An 18235-nucleotide genomic window follows, 5' to 3' on the forward strand; every position below is an offset into this window, starting at 1 on the left:
GTCGTACGGCGAGGAATCGCCGTACGACAGCCCCCTCCCGGTCTGTCGATCTCCCGACCTCAGGGTCGAGCCGTGCCCGCTGCTAGCCGCGTCGGATCGTGATCGTCGTCCACGCGCCCACGTGCACCCGGTCGCCGTCCTGCAGCGGTACCGGCACGAAGGGCTGGATGGGCTCCTCGGAGCCGTTCACCGTGGTGCCGTTCGTCGAGTTCTGGTCGACGACCGCCCAGGTGCCGTCCGGCTGCTGGACCAGGACCGCGTGCTGGTGCGAGACGCCCGGGTCCTCCGGCGGCACCGACAGGTCGATGTCGGGGGTGTCGCCGGTGGAGTGGCGGCGGCGGCCGATGGTGACCTGGTTGCCGGTGAGCGTGCGCTGCTGCTCGGGCGAGTACGCGGGCAGGTTGAGGCCCGCCGCCTCGGGGCCGGAGCGGTGCATCATCGCCATGAAGTACTCACGGTCCGGACCGATGGTCGCCATCCACGTCGACGGCTGCTGCGGGTAGCCGGGGCCGGGCGGGGGCGGGGCCTGGGTCGCGCCGGGCTGCGGGTAGCCGTAGCCGCCCTGAGAAGGCGCGCCGTGTGCACCGGGAGCGCCGGGGGCCGACCCGGGCGGGGAGATCACCCAGTCGTCCTCGCCGCCGCCGAAGGACGGGCCGCCCTGCTGCGGACGGTTCGGATCCTGCCCGAACCCGGGCGGGGCCGGCGGCGCGGCGGGGCCAGGGCCGGGACCGGCCGGCTGGAACGCCTGCGGAGCACCGCCGGTCGCGCCGGGACCACCGGGCGGAGTGGAACCGGGCGGCGGCGGAACGGACCGCGACGGGTCGCCGCCGAAGCCGGAGGGGCCGTTGAACGCCGGACCACCCGGGCCGCCGGGACCGCCAGGTCCACCGGGGCCGCCGGGACCACCGGGGTTCGTGTTGCCCGGACCACCGGGACCCGGGCCGAAGCCGCCGGGACCGCCGGGACCACCAGGGCCAGGTCCGCCGAAGTCCGAACCAGGACCACCGAAGCCCGAACCAGGACCACCCATGCCACCGGGGCCGGGGCCGGGGCCACCAGGGCCGCCGGGAGCGCCAGGACCACCGGGGCCACCAGGTCCGCCGAAGCCCGAGCCAGGGCCACCCTGACCACCGGGGCCGCCAGGGCCACCGTGACCACCAGGCCCACCCGGCCCCTGCGGCTCCGCGCCGAACGGCGGGATCGGTTCCGCCGGGCGGTTCACCTGGGACGGGCGCGAGCCCTGGTACTCGTACGAGTCACCGCCGCCGAACGACGGCGGAGGGGGCCCCTGCTGGAAGTGGGAGGGCAGACCCGGGCCGCCGGGCGCCGACGGGGGCGGGGCGGCGGGCGTGTACGACGTCGCCGTGTTGGTCAGGAAGTTCCACCGGCACTCCTCGCAGAACGGCGCACCGCCCTCACGCGGCGTACGGCACTGCGGGCAGAGCTCCGGCTCCGGGACGCCGGACATGGGCGGCGGGCCGCCCTGCTGACCGATGTTCGGTCCACCGGACGGGCCGCCGAGCGGCGGGAAGCCATAGCCACCGCCGGGCGGGGGCGGCGGCGGAGGGGGCGGAGGTACGGCACCGGCCATGCGGTGACCGCAGACCTCGCACCAGTCGTCGGAACCCGACTGGTGTCCGTTCGGGCAGGTCGGCATGTCGGCGCTTCCCCCTCTCCTTACCGGCCGCTTCGACCGGATTTCTCCAACCCCAAGGGGTCAGGCTCGATGCTTTCCAGGGTCCTGCTGAGTCAGTACTGAGTCACTTCTTTACACGAACAGTCTTTGTCGACCGTGTTTCGAGAGTCATCTCGTCGGCCTCCGCGACCTTCGCCTTCAGTCGCACAGTACCCGCCGCGGCATCGACCACGTCCACCACCTTCGCAAGGAGTTTCGCCGTATCCGCGTTCCCGGACGCGCTGGCGAGCTGAACGGCGCGGCCCAGTTTCGCCGTTGCTCCATCGATATCCCCTGATTTGCGAAGATCAAGCCCTTGTTGGATGGCTTGTGCAAGTTCGGCCTGGCCGGTGTAGTGGGCGACCTGGGGGTTGATCGACGTCGAGGCGACCATGTCGTCGGTCCATACGGCCCTCACCAGGCCCTGGGCGCCCAAGTTCGCCGCGGAGCCGTCGGGTTGCGGAATGACCAGGGAGACCCGGGCGGCGAGCATCTCCCGGCCGATCTCCGCGGCGGGCACTTCGACGCAAACGTGGTAGTCACGGGACTCGTCCCCCCAGGAGCCGGTGGGGTAGTCCCCGGCGCGCGGGCCGGCCTCGGTGCGCCGGTCGGTCAACTCCTCGACCGTCGGCGCGACTTGCTTGACGAACTTGATGGTCGTGCCGACCGGCGTCCACACCCGCAGGGCGACGTCCGCGACCTCCTTGCCCATCGCCGTCTCCATCAGCTGTGTGAAGTCGGCCGCGAGACCGGCCGGGTCGGCGACGATGTCGGCGCTGCCGAGCAGGGCCGAGGCGATGCCTGTGACTTCTTTCACTTCCCAGTCGGTGCCCACGCCACGCGCGTCACAGGTGAAGCGTCCGGCGCAGGAGTCGAGCGCGGCCCTGAGGTCCTCCGGTGACTCGTGCTCGTTGCGGCCGTCGGTGAGCAGGATGCCGTGCCGGATGGCGACGTCCTCCGAGGACAGCAGCCGGTCGGCGAGCCGCAGCCAGGTGCCGATGGCCGTACCGCCGCCCGCGCTCAGCCTGCGCAGGGCCTGTTTGGCCTGGTCGCGGGTGCCGGCGTCGGCCACGGCGAGACGTCCGCCGCCCGGGTACACCTCCTTGGCCACATGCGTGCCGCCGATCACCGCGAAGTGGACGCCGTCGCGCAGCGTGTCGATCGCGGCGGCCGTGGCGTCGCGGGCGTTGCGCATCTTGGTCGGCGGGTAGTCCATCGACCCCGAGCAGTCGACCATGATCGCCACCGCCGCGGACGGGCCCTGCCCCGGCGCGTAGAGGTGGGGTGCCGCGACCGCGCTTCCGATCGTGCCGCCGCCGGTCGAGGTCACCGTGACGATCGCGTTGACCTCGCGACCGCCCTCCGGCAGGTATTCGTTCTGGTACACGTCCACCGAGAACTGCGGCACATTCGACTTCGAGAAATTGGCCATACGTTCTCAAATCCCCCTAATGAACCCCGCAATGGGGTCATGGCTGTCGACGGACCGGTCCCCTCCGGTCCGATGAGGCGCCGCCCCCGCGGCAGGCCTCAGGCCGATCCTGCCCCCATCGGCGGCGCCGGGAACGGCAGGACGGCCACTGTTACGTTGTCGTGGCCCCCGCCGTCGAGCGCGTGGCCGACCAGTACCTGGGCACAGTGCAGGGGGCGCGCGGCGGCGTCGAAGGGTACGACGTCGGCCATGTCCTCGGCGGCCTCCGCGTAGTTCCACAGCCCGTCCGTGCACACCACCACTACACCCGGCCGGTCCGGCTTGAAGGAAGCGGTGTGCGGCTCCAGTTCGTAGGCGTCCGCGCCGAGCCAGCCCGTGATGGCGTGGGCGCGCTCGTCGGCGTACGCCTCGGCCTCGCTCATCAGACCCGCGGCGACCATCTGCGCCGCCCAGGAGTCGTCCTCGGTGAGCCGGGCCGGGGGAGTGCTGCGGTCCACCGGGACCCAGTAGGCGCGGCTGTCGCCGACCCAGCCGACGATCAGCAGCTCGGGCGTCACCACGGAGCCGACGATCGTGCAGGCGGGGGCGTTCTGGTGCGGGCCCTGTTCGCGGGCCGTGGCCGGTTCGTTCGCGAGCGCGTTGACCGCGTTCGAGGCGGCGATGATCGCGTCGTGCAGGGCCTGCTGCGGGTGCGTGCCGCGTGGCAGGGCGGTCAGCAGCGACTCGCTCGCCGCCCGGGACGCGGCCATCGAGGCGTCGTCGGGGCGGGTCGCCGAGGACACGCCGTCGCAGACGACCGCCACGACCGCGGGACGGCCGTCGGGCAGCGCGGTGCAGTCGACGGCGAACGCGTCCTCGTTGCGGTGGTGGCGCAGCCCGCGGTCGCTGACGGCGGCGACCGGGCCGGCGTCCTGCTCCATGTGGTCGCGCTCACGCGGCTGGGCGTGCCCGCAGTTCTCGCAGTACCCGTCGAGGTCGACCCGGCCCGCACGGCAGGCCACGCACACCTTGGTGCCCTCGCGCGGGGTCGGTACGTCGGCGATACGCGGGTCGGGCGCCTGCAGCGGGTACTCCTCGGGCTCCGGCGGACGGTCGAACCGGACGCCGGACGCCGGGGAGACGGGGGACCCGGTCGGGGCGGGCGGACCGGCGGGCGCGGGCGGCGGTGTGTGCGGGGCGGCGGGCACACCGGGGGAGCCCGGGGCCGGGACGGTGAAGCCGGGCGGCAGGCCGGTGCCGGTCGACGCCGGGGGCGCCGGCGGTGCGGAGGGCGCGGGAGGCGGGGGCGGCGGTGACTGCGGGGGCGGGGGTGTGCCGGGGGGCAGGTCGTAGCCGCCGGCGTCGGTGCCCTGGGCGTCCGTCGGCCAGTCCGTGCCGGGCGCGCCCGCGGGGGGCGCCACCGAGCCGTTCATGGCGATGGTCGGGTGGTCGTCTGGCCGTACGGACACGGCGGACAGGTCGTATCCGCACGCACCGCAGAAACGGTCCCCCGATTCGAGCGGCCAAGCACAGCTCGGGCACTTCGTCAGGGCGGCCTGCTGGGGCATCTGCGACATCAACTACACCCACGTCCGGGGGCGGTAACGGTTGGCACGTTCCACCAGGTCGATCCTCTCCTCGCCGCCCCGTGCGAGCCGGGCCAGCATGCGGTACGAACGCTCCAGACCGAAACGCAGTCCCCGCTCGTCCAGGCCGCTGCCGAGCAGCGTCCGTCCTCCGGAGGCGGGTAGGGCGGAACCCTGGCCCCCGGAGAGTATCCAGTCCAGCGCGCAACCGAGGACTTCCGCCGACAACTGCTCCCGGCGCGCCGGGTCCAGACCATATGCGTCGAGCGCCTCCACCTGCCCCGCCGCCGCGGTCAGGTCGTCCAGGAACGGTACGTCGGCGGCCACCGCCGTGCGTTGACGCAGCCGGGCGCGGACGGCCGCCACGCGTGCCGCCGTGTAGTGGATGGAGCTCTCCGGAACCGACTCAAGGGTCCCCACGGCGCCACGGCGGTCACCGGTCGCCAGCTGGACCCGGGCGAGACCGAAGGCGGCGCTCACATAGCTCGGGTCGGTCGACCACACCAGGCGGTAGTACTCGGCGGCGTTGTCCAGCTGGCCCAGCACCTCCGCGCACATACCGAGCGCCAGCTTGGGGGCGGGCTCGCCGGGGAAGGCGTCGTAGATCGCGTCGAAGGAGAGCGCGGCGCCCTCGTGGTCGCCGGTGACCAGCGCGGCCACACCGCGGTACCAGACGACCCGCCAGTCGTCGGGCCGCTCGTCCTCCAGCTTCAGCAGCGCCTCGTGCGCGGTGATCGTGTCGCCGTTCTCCAGCCAGGCCCGCACCTGCCGCAGCCGGGTCTCGGTCGACGGCGCGGGCGCGGCGGCGAGGGCGCCGAGCAGCTCGGCCGCCGCGGTGGTCATCAGGCCCGCGAGGAAACCGGCGTTCGGATCGGAGGGGTCGACGTGGGGGACGGGGAGCGCGAGGGCGGCGGCGGAGGTGCCGACGGTCTTGACGATGCCGGGTGCGGTGGCCGGGAGCGCGCCGGCGGCTCCGCCGTCGGCAGCGGCGACGGGGCTGGGAGCGGCGGGTGACGGCGCCGGGGCCGACTTCTTGCCGGTCCGCACCACCCGCGCCCCGAGCCGCGAGACCTCGCCGTCCAGCTTCGGGAACAACTCCGTGTCCGTGACCCGCACCTCGGGCCCGAACAGCGTCGACAGCGACGGCCGCGCCCGCCCCGACTGCAGGGACACCACCTCGCGCAGCACGCCCGTCAGCTGCTCCGTCATCTCCTGCGCGGAGGCGAAGCGGCGGGCCGGGTCGGGGTCGGTGGCGCGGACCAGGAGGCGGTAGAAGGACTCGTACTGGCGGAAGACCTCGATGTGGTCGGGGTCGGGCAGCGAGTCGACGTAGACATTGGTGTAGCCCTGGAAGTCGAAGGTCAGGACGGCGAGGGTGCGCGCGACCGTGTACAGGTCGGACGCCACCGACGGGCCGGCCTCCGCGACCTCCGGCGCCTGGTAGCCCACCGTGCCGTAGATGGCCGACTCGTCGTCGTCCATCCTGCGCACCGCGCCCATGTCGATCAGCTTGAGCTGGTCCTCGGTCTGGATGGCGTTGTCGACCTTGAAGTCGCAGTAGAGGAGGTTCCGGCTGTGCAGATGGCCGAGCGCCTCCAGAGCCTCGATGCCGTACGCGCAGGCCTGCTCCACGGGGAGCGGGTCGCGCTTGCCCGTGGGGGAGCGGCGGCCGTTGGCGATCTCCTTCAGCGACTTGCCGCCCACGTACTCCATGACGATGTAGCCGTCGAGCGAGCCGGTGCGCTTGTCGAGGTGCTCGACGAAGTTGTAGATCCGCACGATGTTGGCGTGCTCGATCTCCGCGAGGAAGCGCCGCTCGGAGATCGCCGCCGCCATCGCGTCCTGGTCGCCGGTGTCGAGCAGGCCCTTGAGCACCACCCACCGGTCGGAGACCGCGCGGTCCACGGCGAGGTAGATCCAGCCGAGCCCGCCGTGCGCGAGACAGCCCGCCACCTCGTACTGGCCGTGCACGATGTCCCCGGACTTCAGCTTCGGGACGAACGAGTACGGGTGCCCGCACTTCGTGCAGAAGCCCTCCGTACGGCCCGGACGCTCCCCGCGGGCCCGGCCGACGGGCGCGCCGCAGTCCGAGCGCGAGCAGAACCGCTTGCGCTCGGGCACCTCCGGGTTCTCCAGCACCATCGCGCGCGGGTCGGGCCGCGGCACGTCCGGCACCTGGACCAGGCCGACGCCCAGCCGGCCGCGGGCGCTGGAGCCGGCCGTGGAGCCGGAGCTGCGCACCGACACCGAGCGGCCCGTGGAACGGCCCGACAACGAGCGCGACAGCCGTCCCGACACCGAGCGCCGGGACTTCGACGACTGCGAAGACGTACGCGAACTGCCGCGGCTGGTCGAACGGGAGCTGTCGCTGCCCGAACCGCGCCCGCCCTTGCCGCCGCCGGTCACCCCGGTGGGCGGCGAACCGACCATGCCGGTCGCCGAGACGACCGGGGCCAGACCGCAGGTGTCGCAGTACAGCTCCCCGCCGCCCATGTCCTCGTACGCCCCGCCGCAGTCCGGCCGCTGACAGCTCTGCTGTGCCTGACTCATGACGACGACTCCCCCCTCACCCTCATGCTCCCCCGCGGTCCTCTGGCCCGCGCGGTCCCGGTACGCGTGGGCCGCCGAGCAGTTCGGCCGCCGCGTGCTGGTAGCGCAGGACGGCCTGTTCGGCGACGCGCAGATCGCAGGGGGCGCTCCACAGCATGCGGCGGGCCGCGTCGTAGCGCTCGATGAGGAACGGGTCCTCCGCGAAGCCGTGCCGGGCGACCTTCGCCTTGTACGCGTCGAGGCGCCCGCGCAGTTCGGCACGGACCGCCAGCGGCGCGGTCACCGCGGTCAACGACTCACGCGCGCGCAGCAGTTCGTCCTCCGCCTTCTGCTCCAGGGACTCAAGCAGCGGGGACAGCCGGTGCCACTGGGCGTGTCTGCGGTACTCGGCGGCCGTCGCCAGCTGCTCCTGGAGCACGGTCGGCGGGCCGCTGACGACCGGCACCTCCGTGGCGGCGATCTTCGCCAGCACCTCGCCGCGCGCGGTACGGGCCTCGGCGAGCGTACGGTCCGCGCGGGACAGCACGTCACGCAGCCTGACCAGACGCTGCTCGGCATCCTGACGGACCGTCAACACCGCGTCGATCTCACGGCGTACGTCCTCCAGGGCGCGCGCCTCACGGTCGTAGACCGTGGTGTCCGGCCGGCCGCCGCCGGGCGCCGAACTCCCCTGTGTGGGCAGCCAGTACGCCAGCGGGTCGGAGACGACCTCCGCCCGCAGGTGGGTGAGCGTGCGCGTGATGCGTTCCAGATCGTCGCCCGCCGGGTGCTCGCCGGGGCGTACGCCGACGGAGTGCGCGAGGCGGCGGGTGCGCTGGAGCTCCGCGGCGAGTAAATCGATCCGGGCGGGCAGCGCCGACCAGACCGCGTCGGCGGCGACGACCATGTCCAACGAGGTCGCGTACAGCTCGTTCATCCGGTCCACCAGGGTGGCCAGCGAGAACTGTTCGCTGAGTTTGCTCGAACTGCCCTGCAGGGTCGGGGCATTGGCCGTCGCGGTCGCCGATCCGGCCACCGTCACGGACTCGCCGCGCAGCAGTTCCGTCAGCTCGACCAGGTCCTCGCGGCTGGACCAGCGGCGTCGGGCCCGGATGTCACGGGCGGCGCGCAGCGCGTCCGTGTACGCGTCGAAGTACGCCCACAGCAGCGTGATCGACGCCTCCGCGGCCGCCCAGCGCTCCTTGGTGACACCCGTGAGCTCGGCGCCCTCCAGCAGTCTGCGGCCCGCGTGGTCCTGCAGGGCGAGGAGCGACGTCTCGATCGCCTCGTGCTCCGCGCCGAGCCGCGCCAGCGCACGGTCCACCTCGTCCCGGTCCATCACCGGCCCGGCGGGGTCCGTGACGCCCATCGATCACCTCTCGCTGCGTTGTGGTCCTGGTCTGTCTCAGTGGTCGCTTACTTGTAGTCGGCCTCTACTTGTAGTCGGCCTCGGGAGGGGTCGCCGACGCCGACTTCTTGTCGCCCTGGTCCATGGTCGGGTGGAGCCACTTCTCGTACGACGCCTCCCACCCACCATCCTTGATGTAGTTCTCCAACGTCCGGTTGACCTGGCGTACCAGATCGTCCGAACCCAGCTTCATCGCCACGCCGTAGTACTCGTCGGTGAACAGGCTGCCCTTCAGCTCCACCGTGGGGTCCTGCGCGGCCTGGCTCGCGGCGAGCGCGCCGTCGGTCACGACCGCGTCGACCTCTCCGAGCTGCAACTTCACCAGGCAGTCGAGCTGGTTGGGGACGGTGGTCCTGATGTCGGTGGAGGGGGGAAGGTCGCGATTCTTCCTGCCCGCTTTCAGGTTGTCGTACGCCGTGGAGCCCTGGGCCGAGCACACCTTCTTGTCGGCCAGCGTCTCGTTGAACCCGGTGACCGTCGAGGTCTTGGGGGCCAGGACCTGCTGGCCGGTGACGAAGTACGGGGCGGAGAAGGCGACTTGCCCGATGCGGTCGCAGTTGATCGTCATGGTGCGGACCACCATGTCGACCTCGCCCTTCTGGATCGCCTCGATACGGCGGCTGGTCGGGATCGCCTTGAACTGCACCGCGTCCCGGTCACCGAGGATGTCCTCGGCGATCCGGTGCACCAGGTCGATGTCGAACCCCTCCAGCTCACCGGCGGGGTTGTTCGGGTCGAGGTAGCCCCAGCGGTAGCTGTTGGTGTCGACGCCCACGATCAGACGCCGGTCCTTGCGGCCCTTGATGGCGTCGAGGGCGGGGGTGTCGCCGCTGCCGCCGGACGGCGACAGGCTCTGGTCCTGCGGGTCCTCGCAGTCCTCGGCCCGCACCTGGCTGCCGTGGGCGACGCCCTGGCCCCCGGTGGCCGTACCACCGAGCCCGCCCTGCTGCTGGGACAGCGGCAGCAGCAGCGTGAACGCCAGCGCCATCGCGCAGACGACGGCCATCGCGCCGACCCCGCCCCAGCCGCGCAGTCCGGCCCGCAGCCGCCGCCACGGGCCGCCTGTGCCGCTTGTGCAGCCTGTGCCACCTGTACCACCTGTGCCCCGGAGGCGAACCGAGTGGGCGCCTGCGTTCGCCGTCGTGCCGCGTGCGTTCATCGTCGTGCCCCCTCTCACCGGTATTCCGACAGCCTGCGGCCGATGCCGAGGACCGCGCCGGTCGCGCCCAGCACCGCGAGGACCGCGGCGCCGGTCGGGAGGCCGGTCAGCGAGTCACGGCCGCCGCTCGCGGCCTGCTGGAACTCCTCCTGCTCGTGCTTGAGCGCCGTCGCCAGGGCCTTGTCGACGTTGTCGAAGCACACGCTGGTCGGCTCCTTCGCGGCGCCGATGACGCGGTCGCGGGCGGCCTGGTAGTCGCCCGAGTTGTTGTCGTCGCGGGCGAGGCTGTGACGGTCCTTCCAGATCTTCATGAAGCCGTTCGCGTCCTGTACGGGCTTCTTGCCCGCCGAGTCGTCGGCGAGGCCCGCGGCCCGGACGAGCGACTTGCCGAGCTGGTCGATCTGCTGGTCGTAGCCCCACTCGTAGGCGTCCACGGCCGAGCCGTCGCCGAGCGTCTTGGAGTCCGCGCCCCGGCGGACCAGGGTGAGGTTCTCGTCGCTGCGGGCCGTGAGGGAGGCGATGCGGGCCTCGTGCAGCACGTCCAGGGAACGGACGCCGTGGTCGTAGGAGTCGTTCAGGCCCGCGCGGGCGACGGTGTGGCTCACGGCGAGCCAGAGCAGGACGACCGTGGCGGCGGCCGTGGCGGTGACCAGGCCGTGGTTGAGGACCCTGTTGGTGCGCTGGTAGTTGCGGCGCTGGGCCCAGGCGAGGGCGGCCAGGGCGAGGACGCCGAGGCCGGCGGCGGCCCAGGGGAACGACTTCGCGTCCGCGTAGTCGGCGCGCAGGCGCTGGTTCTCCGTCTGGTACAGCTTCTCGGCGGCCGGCAGCATCTTCTGCTGCATCATCTCGTTCGCGGCGCGCAGGTAGGCGCCGCCCACGGGGTAGCCCTGGCGGTTGTTGGCCCTCGCCGTCTCCACCAGGCCCTTGTACTCCGGCAGCAGCCTGCTGAGGTCGGCGATGGTGTCGGCCGAGGCGGAGCCCGGTTCGGAGTTGGCGGCCGCCTTGACGAGTTTGGCGGCTGCCGTGCGGATGTCCCGCTCGTAGCCCTCGCGCATGGCGGGCTTCTCCTGCAGACCGGCGAGATAGCCGCTGGCCGCGGCGGTGTTGGCGTCGGCGAGGGAGCGGTAGATGTCGGCCGCGTCGGAGCTGAGGGGCTGGCTGCGGTTGAGGATGTCGTCGGCCGCTGCTGCCCGGTCGGTCATCTGCCAGGCCGCGATGGCGCCGAAGGCGACGACGAGGAGGGCGATGAAGGCGCCGATGATCCGCAGCCGCCCGGGTTCCGTGGTGGCGGCAGCGCGGAGCTGGTCGAAGCCCTCGGCGAAGGCGGTGCGGCGGGGCGGGGTTCCGGCCGGGGGCGCCGGCGGTGGTGGTGGCGCGTGGCCCGTCGGCGTCTGTGTCACTGCTGACCTCCCCCATGGTCATCCTTCGCCGCAAGTATCGCTGCCGGGACTGACATCCGCACCGGCCTTCACTGGATCTTGATCGGATCGCAGCGCAATGCCTGCCGGCGGCTGGGCAGGATCCCCCACGGGCAGGATCCCCCACCACCCCTGCCCATGTACACGCGGCGGGAATCAGTTCGGTTCCTGACGGGCCGCATGATGCAGACAGGCGTTCAGGACTCGAAGTGGGTGCGTACCCGGTCATGCACCTCCGTCGGCGCCCCCACCGCGTCCAGGCCCAGCAGGGCCGCCCCCAGTACCGGGCTCGCCGTGACCACCTGCGGTACCGCCTTGGGTGCACGGGACGTGAGGAGGTCTCGGATCCCGTCGGTCAGTTGGGGGTGCCGGGCAGCCAGCACGCCCCCGCCCAGCAGCACCGGCGCCTCCTCCTCCAGCAGGTCGAGGCGGGTCAGAGCCACCGTGGCCATGGTCACGACCTCGTCGGCCAGGCGGTCCACGATCGCGCGGGCCACGGGGTCGCCGGCCGTCGCTGTGGCGAAGAGGACCGGCGTCAGTTCGTGGCGGCGGGCGTCGGGGACGTCCTTCAGGTGCAGCGCCTCGATCAGGGCGTACATGGTGGGCAGGCCGAAGTGGCCGGGGAGGGCCTGCGACAGCGCCGTGGGCACCCCGCGGCCGTCCTCCGCGCGGGCCGCGTGCCACAGCGCCTCCTCCGCCAGACCCCAGCCACCGCCCCAGTCCCCGGAGATACGGCCCAGCGCGGGGAAGCGGGCCGTACGGCCGTCGGGGCGCATGCCCACGCAGTTGATGCCGGCGCCGCAGACGACGGCCACACCGCGCGGTTCCGTGACGCCCGCGCGCAGGATGGCGAAGGTGTCGTTGCGCACCTCGACGGCCGGGCCCCACGCGCGTGCGTGCAGCGCGGCCGCCAGGGTCTCCTCCTCGATGGGGAGGTCGGCGTTGGCCAGGCACGCCGAGACGTGGTCGGCGCAGGTCACACCGGCCGAGGTGAACGCCTGCTCCACCGCCTCGGCCAGGGTGTCCATCGCCTGTTCCACGCCCACCGCCGGGGGACGGAACCCCCCGGCGCGGGCCGTGCCGAGGACGGTTCCGTCGGCCGCCACCACCGCCACGTCGGTCTTGCTGTTGCCCGCGTCGATGGCGAGGACACGTGCGGTCATGCCCACGCGAGGTGCTCCCGGTTGTGTGCGATCAGTTCGTCGGTGAGTCGTTCCGCGTACTCGTACTGGCCGATGAGGGGATGGGAGAGCAGCGACTTGAAGACGCGGTCCCGGCCGCCGTGCAGGGCCGCGTCGAGGGCCAGGTCCTCGTACGCCGTCACCTGGGCCATCAGGCCCGCGTACAGGGGGTCCGGGGCCGGGACGGGGAGGGGGCGGGCACCGTTCTGGTCCACCGTCGCCTGCACCTCGATCACCGCGTCGTCGGGGAGGAACGGGAGGGTGCCCTTGTTGTACGTGTTCACCACCTGGTGAGGGCTGCCCGCTCCGTTCAGCAGCGCCGCCGCCAGGTCCACCGCCGCCTCCGAGTAGTACGCGCCGCCTCGCTCGGAGAGCAGTTCCGGCTTCTCGGACAGGGCCGGGTCGGCGTACAGGGTGAGCAACTTTCTTTCCATTTCCGCCACTTGTGCGGCGCGCGACTGTTTGGTGCGCAGCTCGCGGACCACCTCGTCGTGTGCGTAGTAGTAACGGAGGTAGTAGGACGGGACCACGGCCAGGCGGTCCAGGAGGGGGCGGGGGAGATGCAGGTCCGCGGCGATGGTGTCGCCGTGGTCGGTCAGGAGCTTCGGCAGGACGTTCTCGCCCTCGGGACCGCCCAGACGTACCCCGGTCTCCCAGGTGAGGTGGTTGAGGCCCACGTGGTCGAGGTGGACGTCGGCGGGGGTCACGCCGAGCAGGGCCGCGAACTTGCGCTGGAATCCGATCGCCACGTTGCACAGGCCGACCGCCCGGTGGCCCTCCTGGAGCAGGGCGCGGGTCACGATGCCGACCGGGTTGGTGAAGTCGATGATCCAGGCGGTGGGGTTGGTGCGGCGGACCCGGTCCGCGATGCCGAGGACGACCGGGACCGTGCGCAGCGCCTTCGCCAGGCCGCCCGCACCTGTTGTCTCCTGGCCCACGCAGCCGCATTCCAGGGGCCAGGTCTCGTCCTGCTCGCGGGCCGCCTGGCCGCCCACCCGGAGTTGGAGCAGGACCGCGTCGGCGCCGTCCACCGCCGCGTCCAGGTCCGTGGTGGTGGCGATGGTGCCGGGGTGGCCCTGCCGGGCGAAGATACGGCGGGCCAGGGCGCCGATCAGTTCCAGACGGTCCGTCGCCGGGTCCATCAGGACCAGCTCCGTTATGGGCAGGGTGTCCCGGAGGCGGGCGAAGCCGTCGATGAGTTCGGGGGTGTAGGTCGAGCCCCCGCCGACCACGGTCAGTTTCATGATCAACCCTTTACTCCGGTTAGCGTGACGCCCTCTACGAACGCCTTCTGGGCGAAGAAGAACACGACGATCACGGGGGCCATGACCAGTACGGTCGCGGCCATGGTCAGATTCCAGTCGGTGTGATGCATGCCCTTGAACGACTCCAGGCCATAGGACAGGGTCCATGCGCCCGCGTTTTCGGAGGCGTAGATCTGCGGCCCGAAGTAGTCGTTCCAGGCGTAGAAGAACTGGAAGAGGGCCACTGCGGCGATTCCGGGGCGGGCCATCGGCAGGACGACCTTCAGGAGGGTCCGGACGTCTCCGCAGCCGTCCACCCTGGCCGCGTCCAGATATTCGTTCGGGATCGTCATCAGGAACTGGCGCAGCAGGAAGATGGAGAACGCGTCCCCGAACGCCATCGGAATGATCAGGGGCCACAGGGTGCCCGAGAGGTCCAGCTGCTTCGCCCAGAACAGGTACATCGGGATGACGACCACCTGGGGCGGCAGCATCATCATGGAAATGACCAGCATCATCGCCAGGTTGCGGCCGCGGAAGCGGAACTTGGCGAGCGCGTAGGCCACGGGGATCGACGAGACGACCGTGAGGGCGGTGCCGAGGACCGCGTAGAGGAGCGTGTTCCGCCACCACGTCAGGAAGCCCGGTGTGTCGAAGACCCTTGTGTAGTTGCCCCATTCCCAGGTGTCGGGGATCAGGTCCCGGCTCAGTGCCTGGCTGTCGCTCATCAGTGACGTCAGGAGCACGAACACGAAGGGAAGCGTGAAGAACAGGGCTGCTGCCAGGCCCAGGGAATGCACCGCTATCCAGTGCAGGACCGCCTTTCGGCGGGCCGTGCGTTCGGCGGGGGATGCCGAGGCGGGCAAATCGACCGGCTTTTCCAGTACTTGGGTCATCAGTCACCTGCCTGGATGAGACCGCCGCGGCGCCGCATCAGAAACGCGGTGAACACCATGGAGAGGGCGAAGAGGACCAGCGCCACCACACAGGCCGAGCCGTAGTCGAAGCGCTGGAATCCGAGGTTGTAGACGAGTTGGGGAAGCGTCCAGGTCGAGTTCTCCGGATAGCCCGGCTCGAACGCGGTGCCCGCGCCCTGGATGACGCCCGAGGCCACCTTTCCGGCGATCAGCGGCTGGGCGTAGTACTGCATGGTCTGGATGACGCCCGTGACGACCGCGAACATCACGATCGGCGAGATGTTCGGCAGGGTGACATAGCGGAACCGCTGCCAGGGCGAGGCCCCGTCCAGTTCGGCGGCCTCGTACTGCTCCTTGGGGACGTCGAGCAGCGCGGCCATGAAGATGACCATCAGGTCGCCGACGCCCCACAGGGCGAGCAGGGTGAGGGCGGGCTTGGACCAGGAGGGGTCGTTGAACCAGGCCGGTGCGGGAATTCCGATGCCTTCCAGAATGGAATTGACCGGTCCCGTACCGGGGTTGAGGAGGAACGCGAACGCCATGGTCGCCGCGACGGGCGGGGCCAGATACGGCAGGTAGAAGAGGGTCCGGAAGACCCCTGTACCTGTTTTGATCTTGGTGATCAGCATGCCGATTCCGAGTCCGAACAGGACGCGCAGGCTGACCATCACCAGGACCAGCCACAGGGTGTTGCGCAGCGCCGGCCAGAAGTAGGGGTAGTCCTGGAAGACGTACGTCCAGTTCTTCGCCCCGCTGAAGGTGGGCGGCCGGAACCCGTCGTAGTGCATGAACGAGAAGTAGACCGTCGAGATCAGCGGGTAGGCGAAGAAGAGCGTGAATCCGATGAGCCACGGCGACAGGAAGACGGCGGTCTTCAGTGCCGCCTTCCGTCGCTTGGCGCGCAGTGTGTAGGTGGTCACGACTACTTGGCCTGCGCGATGTCCGTGTCGATCTGCTCGGCCGTCTTCTTCAGGCCGGCCTTGAGGTCGGAGACCTTGCCGCTCTCGTAGTCGTATCCGAACTTCTGGAGCGTGACGAGGTACACGCCGCCGTTCACGGATGCCGGGGCGGTCTGCGAGTTCGGGTTCGCGGCGATGTCCAGGAATGTCTTGAAGCGCGGGTCGTACTTCAGCTTCGGCGACTTCAGGGCCTGAAGGGTGGAGGGCACGTTGTGGACGGCGTTGGAGAAGCCGACCACGGCATCGGTGTCGGTGGTCATGTACTTCACCAGTTCCCAGGCCGCGTTCTGCTTCTTGCTGGTGGCGGGGACGCCGGCGATCGTGCCGGTGATGTAGCCCTTGCCGTACTGGTCGGCCTGGTCGTCCGGGACGGGCAGCGGGGCCACCCCGATCTCGAAGTCCGGCTTGGCCTCCAGGGCCATTCCGAGCCGCCATTCACCGTCCAGCTGCATGGCCACCTGGCCGGTGTGGAAGGGATGCTTGGGTCCCCATTCGTCGCCCAGTCCCGAGCGGTACTTCTCCAGCTTCTGGAAGCCGCCGAGCTCGTCGACCAGCTTCTTCTGGAAGGTGAAACCGGCCGCGAAACCGGGGTCCTCGGCGACCGTCGACTTGCCGTCGGAGCCGAAGTACTTCGGTGACCACTGGGCGAAGAGGTGCTCGGTCGTGGACTCCCAGCCGTGGTAGTTCGGCATGAATCCGAGCTGCTTGTAGGAGTCGCCCTGGGTGATCGTCAGTTTCTTGGCGTCCGCCTCGAATTCGGACCAGGTCCTGGGCGGGCTGGTGATGCCCGCCTTCTTGAAGGCCGTCTTGTTGTAGTAGAGGCCGTAGGCGTCACCGAGCAGCGGGACCGCGCAGCGGTTTCCCTCGTACTGGGTGTACTCGTTCATCGCCTTCGGGAACGTCTTGTCCGGGTCGATCCCCGACTTCTCGAAGAACGGGTTGAGGTCGACCAGGGCTCCGGAGGAACAGAACTTGCCGACGTTGCTCGTGGTGAACGACGAGATCACGTCGGGCGCCTTCGCGCCGCCCGCGCGCAGGGCCTGGTTGATCTTGTCGTCGGTCATGTTGCCGACGACGTTGACGTGAATGTTGGGGTGCGCCTTCTCGAATCCGGCGACCAGATCCTCGACCGCCGCCACCTCGCCGGGCGCGCTCCAGGCGTGCCAGAAGTTGAGGGTCGTCTCCGCGGAGGCGTCGTCGGTGGCGCCCGCGTCGGACTGGCCGGTACAGGCCGTGGCGAGAAGGGCGAGGGAGGCGGAGGCGGCGAGCGCGGTGGCCGCCTTGCGGGACACCGAGGGTATGACTTTCCAGGACTTTCCGGGCATGACGAGGTCTCCCAAGGGCGGGACGGGGTGGGTGAGGGAAGGCGGGGGGTGGGTCGAGAGGGGTGAGGTGAGAGTGATGAGACGAGGGGGGTGGGTCGAGAGGGGCGGGGCGTCAGCGTGAGGTGTCGAAGACCTCGTCGCGTGTGGTCGCGAGCGCGCTCTCCAACGCGCCCCGCAGCACGGGATGTTCACGGACGTCACCGACGACGAGCCGGGGCCGGGACGCGGCCAGCTCCTCCAGCTCGTCCTGGACGAGGGTCCGCAGCACCTCGCCTCCCGCGGTGAGGGAGGCGCCGCTGAGGACGACCAGCTCGGGATCGAGGACGGAGACCAGGGAGGCGAGACCGGTGGCCAGCCGGGTCGCGTAGGTCGACAGCAGGAGTCGGTTCAGGACGGTGTCCTCGGCCGCGGCCCGCTGGACGAGGGTGGCGGCGACCTCGGCGTACGACCCCGACGGGATGTCGGTCATACCGATTTCGCCCGCGAGCCGGGGGACGGCCTGCGAACCGGCCAGCTCCTGGTAGCCGCCACTGTTGGCTCTGGTCACCTGACGGACCAGGGGTACACCCGGAACCGGCAGGAAACCCACCTCGCCCGCGCCGCCGGTCCAGCCGCGGTGCAGGCGCCCGCCGAGGACGAGCGCGGCACCGAGGCCGCCCTCGTTCCACAGCAGTACGAAGTCCTCGTGGCCGCGGGCCGCGCCGAGCCGCTGCTCGGCCACCGCCGCGAGGTTGACGTCGTTCTCGTACTCGACCGGCATCGGCAGGGCCGCCGCGAGCTCGTCGAGCAGCGCGGGGGTGTGCCAGCCGGGCAGATGGGAGGCGTAGCGCAGCCGGCCCGTGTTGGGGTCGAAGGCGCCGGGGGTGCCGATGACGAGCCGGTGGACGTCGTCGCGGGCGAGACCCGCCGCCTTCACCGCGCCGTCGAGGGCGTCGGTGACCTGCCGGACCACGGGGTGGGCGGGGCGTCTGCCGGGGGTGGGCAGTTCGTACGACCCGACCGTGCGGCCCGTGATGTCGGCGACGGCGGCGCGGATGCGTTCGGGGGTGACATCGAGCCCCGCGGCGTACGCGGCGGTCGGATTGACCTCGTACAGTTGGGCGTTGGGGCCGGGGCGGCCCTCCGTCGTGCCGGTCGCCAGGACCAGGCCGGCGGCTTCCAGGCGGGCCAGCAGCTGGGACGCGGTCGGCTTGGACAGGCCGGTGAGCTTGCCGATCCGCGTGCGGGACAGCGGCCCGTGCTCCAGGAGGAGGTCGAGGGCGGCACGGTCGTTCATGGCGCGCAGAACGCGTGGAGTGCCCGGCGTACCGGCGGTTCCTGCCATGGGATCGACACCTGCCTTTCGGCTGACCAGCTTCTCAGCGATCTACGACGGAAGTCCATCCAGGATCACTGTTAGGAAAGTTTCCTATCGAGTTGTCCA

At 71.1% G+C, this 18235-nt stretch carries 13 protein-coding genes; all 13 read right to left on the reverse strand.

Features of this window, described 5'->3' with window-relative positions:
• Positions 1 to 82 precede the first annotated feature (82 nt).
• The 13 genes from ACFWYS_RS30105 to ACFWYS_RS30165 all read right to left on the reverse strand — a co-directional run bounded on the left by ACFWYS_RS30105 (position 83) and on the right by ACFWYS_RS30165 (position 18136).
• Positions 83 to 1657, reverse strand: a complete 1575-nt coding sequence (locus ACFWYS_RS30105) for an FHA domain-containing protein (RefSeq protein ID WP_384775645.1) — start codon at positions 1655 to 1657, stop codon at positions 83 to 85.
• 103 nt (positions 1658 to 1760) lie between these two features.
• Positions 1761 to 3107, reverse strand: coding sequence for a VWA domain-containing protein (locus tag ACFWYS_RS30110; protein ID WP_384775647.1), 1347 nt, complete (start codon positions 3105 to 3107; stop codon positions 1761 to 1763).
• A gap of 98 nt (positions 3108 to 3205) precedes the next feature.
• Entirely contained in the window at positions 3206 to 4663 is a 1458-nt protein-coding gene (locus ACFWYS_RS30115; RefSeq protein ID WP_384775649.1) for a PP2C family serine/threonine-protein phosphatase, read from the reverse strand.
• 3 nt (positions 4664 to 4666) lie between these two features.
• Entirely contained in the window at positions 4667 to 7222 is a 2556-nt protein-coding gene (locus ACFWYS_RS30120; RefSeq protein WP_384775651.1) for a tetratricopeptide repeat protein, read from the reverse strand.
• 22 nt (positions 7223 to 7244) lie between these two features.
• Positions 7245 to 8570: a hypothetical protein gene (locus ACFWYS_RS30125; RefSeq protein WP_384775653.1), complete on the reverse strand. Its 1326-nt coding sequence runs from the start codon at positions 8568 to 8570 to the stop codon at positions 7245 to 7247.
• A 64-nt stretch (positions 8571 to 8634) separates the two neighbouring features.
• Positions 8635 to 9615, reverse strand: a complete 981-nt coding sequence (locus ACFWYS_RS30130) for a glutamate ABC transporter substrate-binding protein (RefSeq protein ID WP_384775812.1) — start codon at positions 9613 to 9615, stop codon at positions 8635 to 8637.
• Between the two features lie 167 nt (positions 9616 to 9782).
• Complete coding sequence (locus tag ACFWYS_RS30135; protein WP_384775654.1) at positions 9783 to 11168, reverse strand: hypothetical protein; 1386 nt, start codon at positions 11166 to 11168, stop codon at positions 9783 to 9785.
• Positions 11169 to 11383: 215 nt separating this feature from the next.
• Positions 11384 to 12355 carry an N-acetylglucosamine kinase gene (locus tag ACFWYS_RS30140; RefSeq protein ID WP_384775656.1) on the reverse strand — a complete coding sequence of 324 codons (972 nt, stop codon included), beginning with the start codon at positions 12353 to 12355 and terminating at the stop codon, positions 11384 to 11386.
• Positions 12346 to 13611 (reverse strand): 6-phospho-beta-glucosidase, encoded by a 1266-nt coding sequence (locus ACFWYS_RS30145; RefSeq protein WP_384775658.1) that lies wholly within the window; start codon positions 13609 to 13611, stop codon positions 12346 to 12348. Before ACFWYS_RS30145 ends, ACFWYS_RS30140 begins: the two co-directional genes overlap by 10 nt.
• A gap of 2 nt (positions 13612 to 13613) precedes the next feature.
• Positions 13614 to 14507, reverse strand: a complete 894-nt coding sequence (locus tag ACFWYS_RS30150; RefSeq protein ID WP_384775660.1) for a carbohydrate ABC transporter permease — start codon at positions 14505 to 14507, stop codon at positions 13614 to 13616.
• Positions 14507 to 15448 carry a carbohydrate ABC transporter permease gene (locus ACFWYS_RS30155; RefSeq protein WP_384775662.1) on the reverse strand — a complete coding sequence of 314 codons (942 nt, stop codon included), beginning with the start codon at positions 15446 to 15448 and terminating at the stop codon, positions 14507 to 14509. The genes ACFWYS_RS30150 and ACFWYS_RS30155 overlap by 1 nt, the downstream gene beginning before the upstream one ends.
• A 2-nt stretch (positions 15449 to 15450) precedes the next feature.
• The gene (locus tag ACFWYS_RS30160; RefSeq protein WP_384775664.1) at positions 15451 to 16812 is read right to left on the reverse strand and encodes an ABC transporter substrate-binding protein; all 1362 of its coding nucleotides are present in this window, start codon (positions 16810 to 16812) and stop codon (positions 15451 to 15453) included.
• Positions 16813 to 16924: 112 nt separating this feature from the next.
• Complete coding sequence (locus ACFWYS_RS30165) at positions 16925 to 18136, reverse strand: ROK family protein (RefSeq protein ID WP_384775666.1); 1212 nt, start codon at positions 18134 to 18136, stop codon at positions 16925 to 16927.
• Positions 18137 to 18235 lie beyond the last annotated feature (99 nt).

Source organism: Streptomyces sp. NPDC059010 (genome assembly GCF_042740355.1).
In the GTDB taxonomy this organism is placed as follows: domain Bacteria; phylum Actinomycetota; class Actinomycetes; order Streptomycetales; family Streptomycetaceae; genus Streptomyces.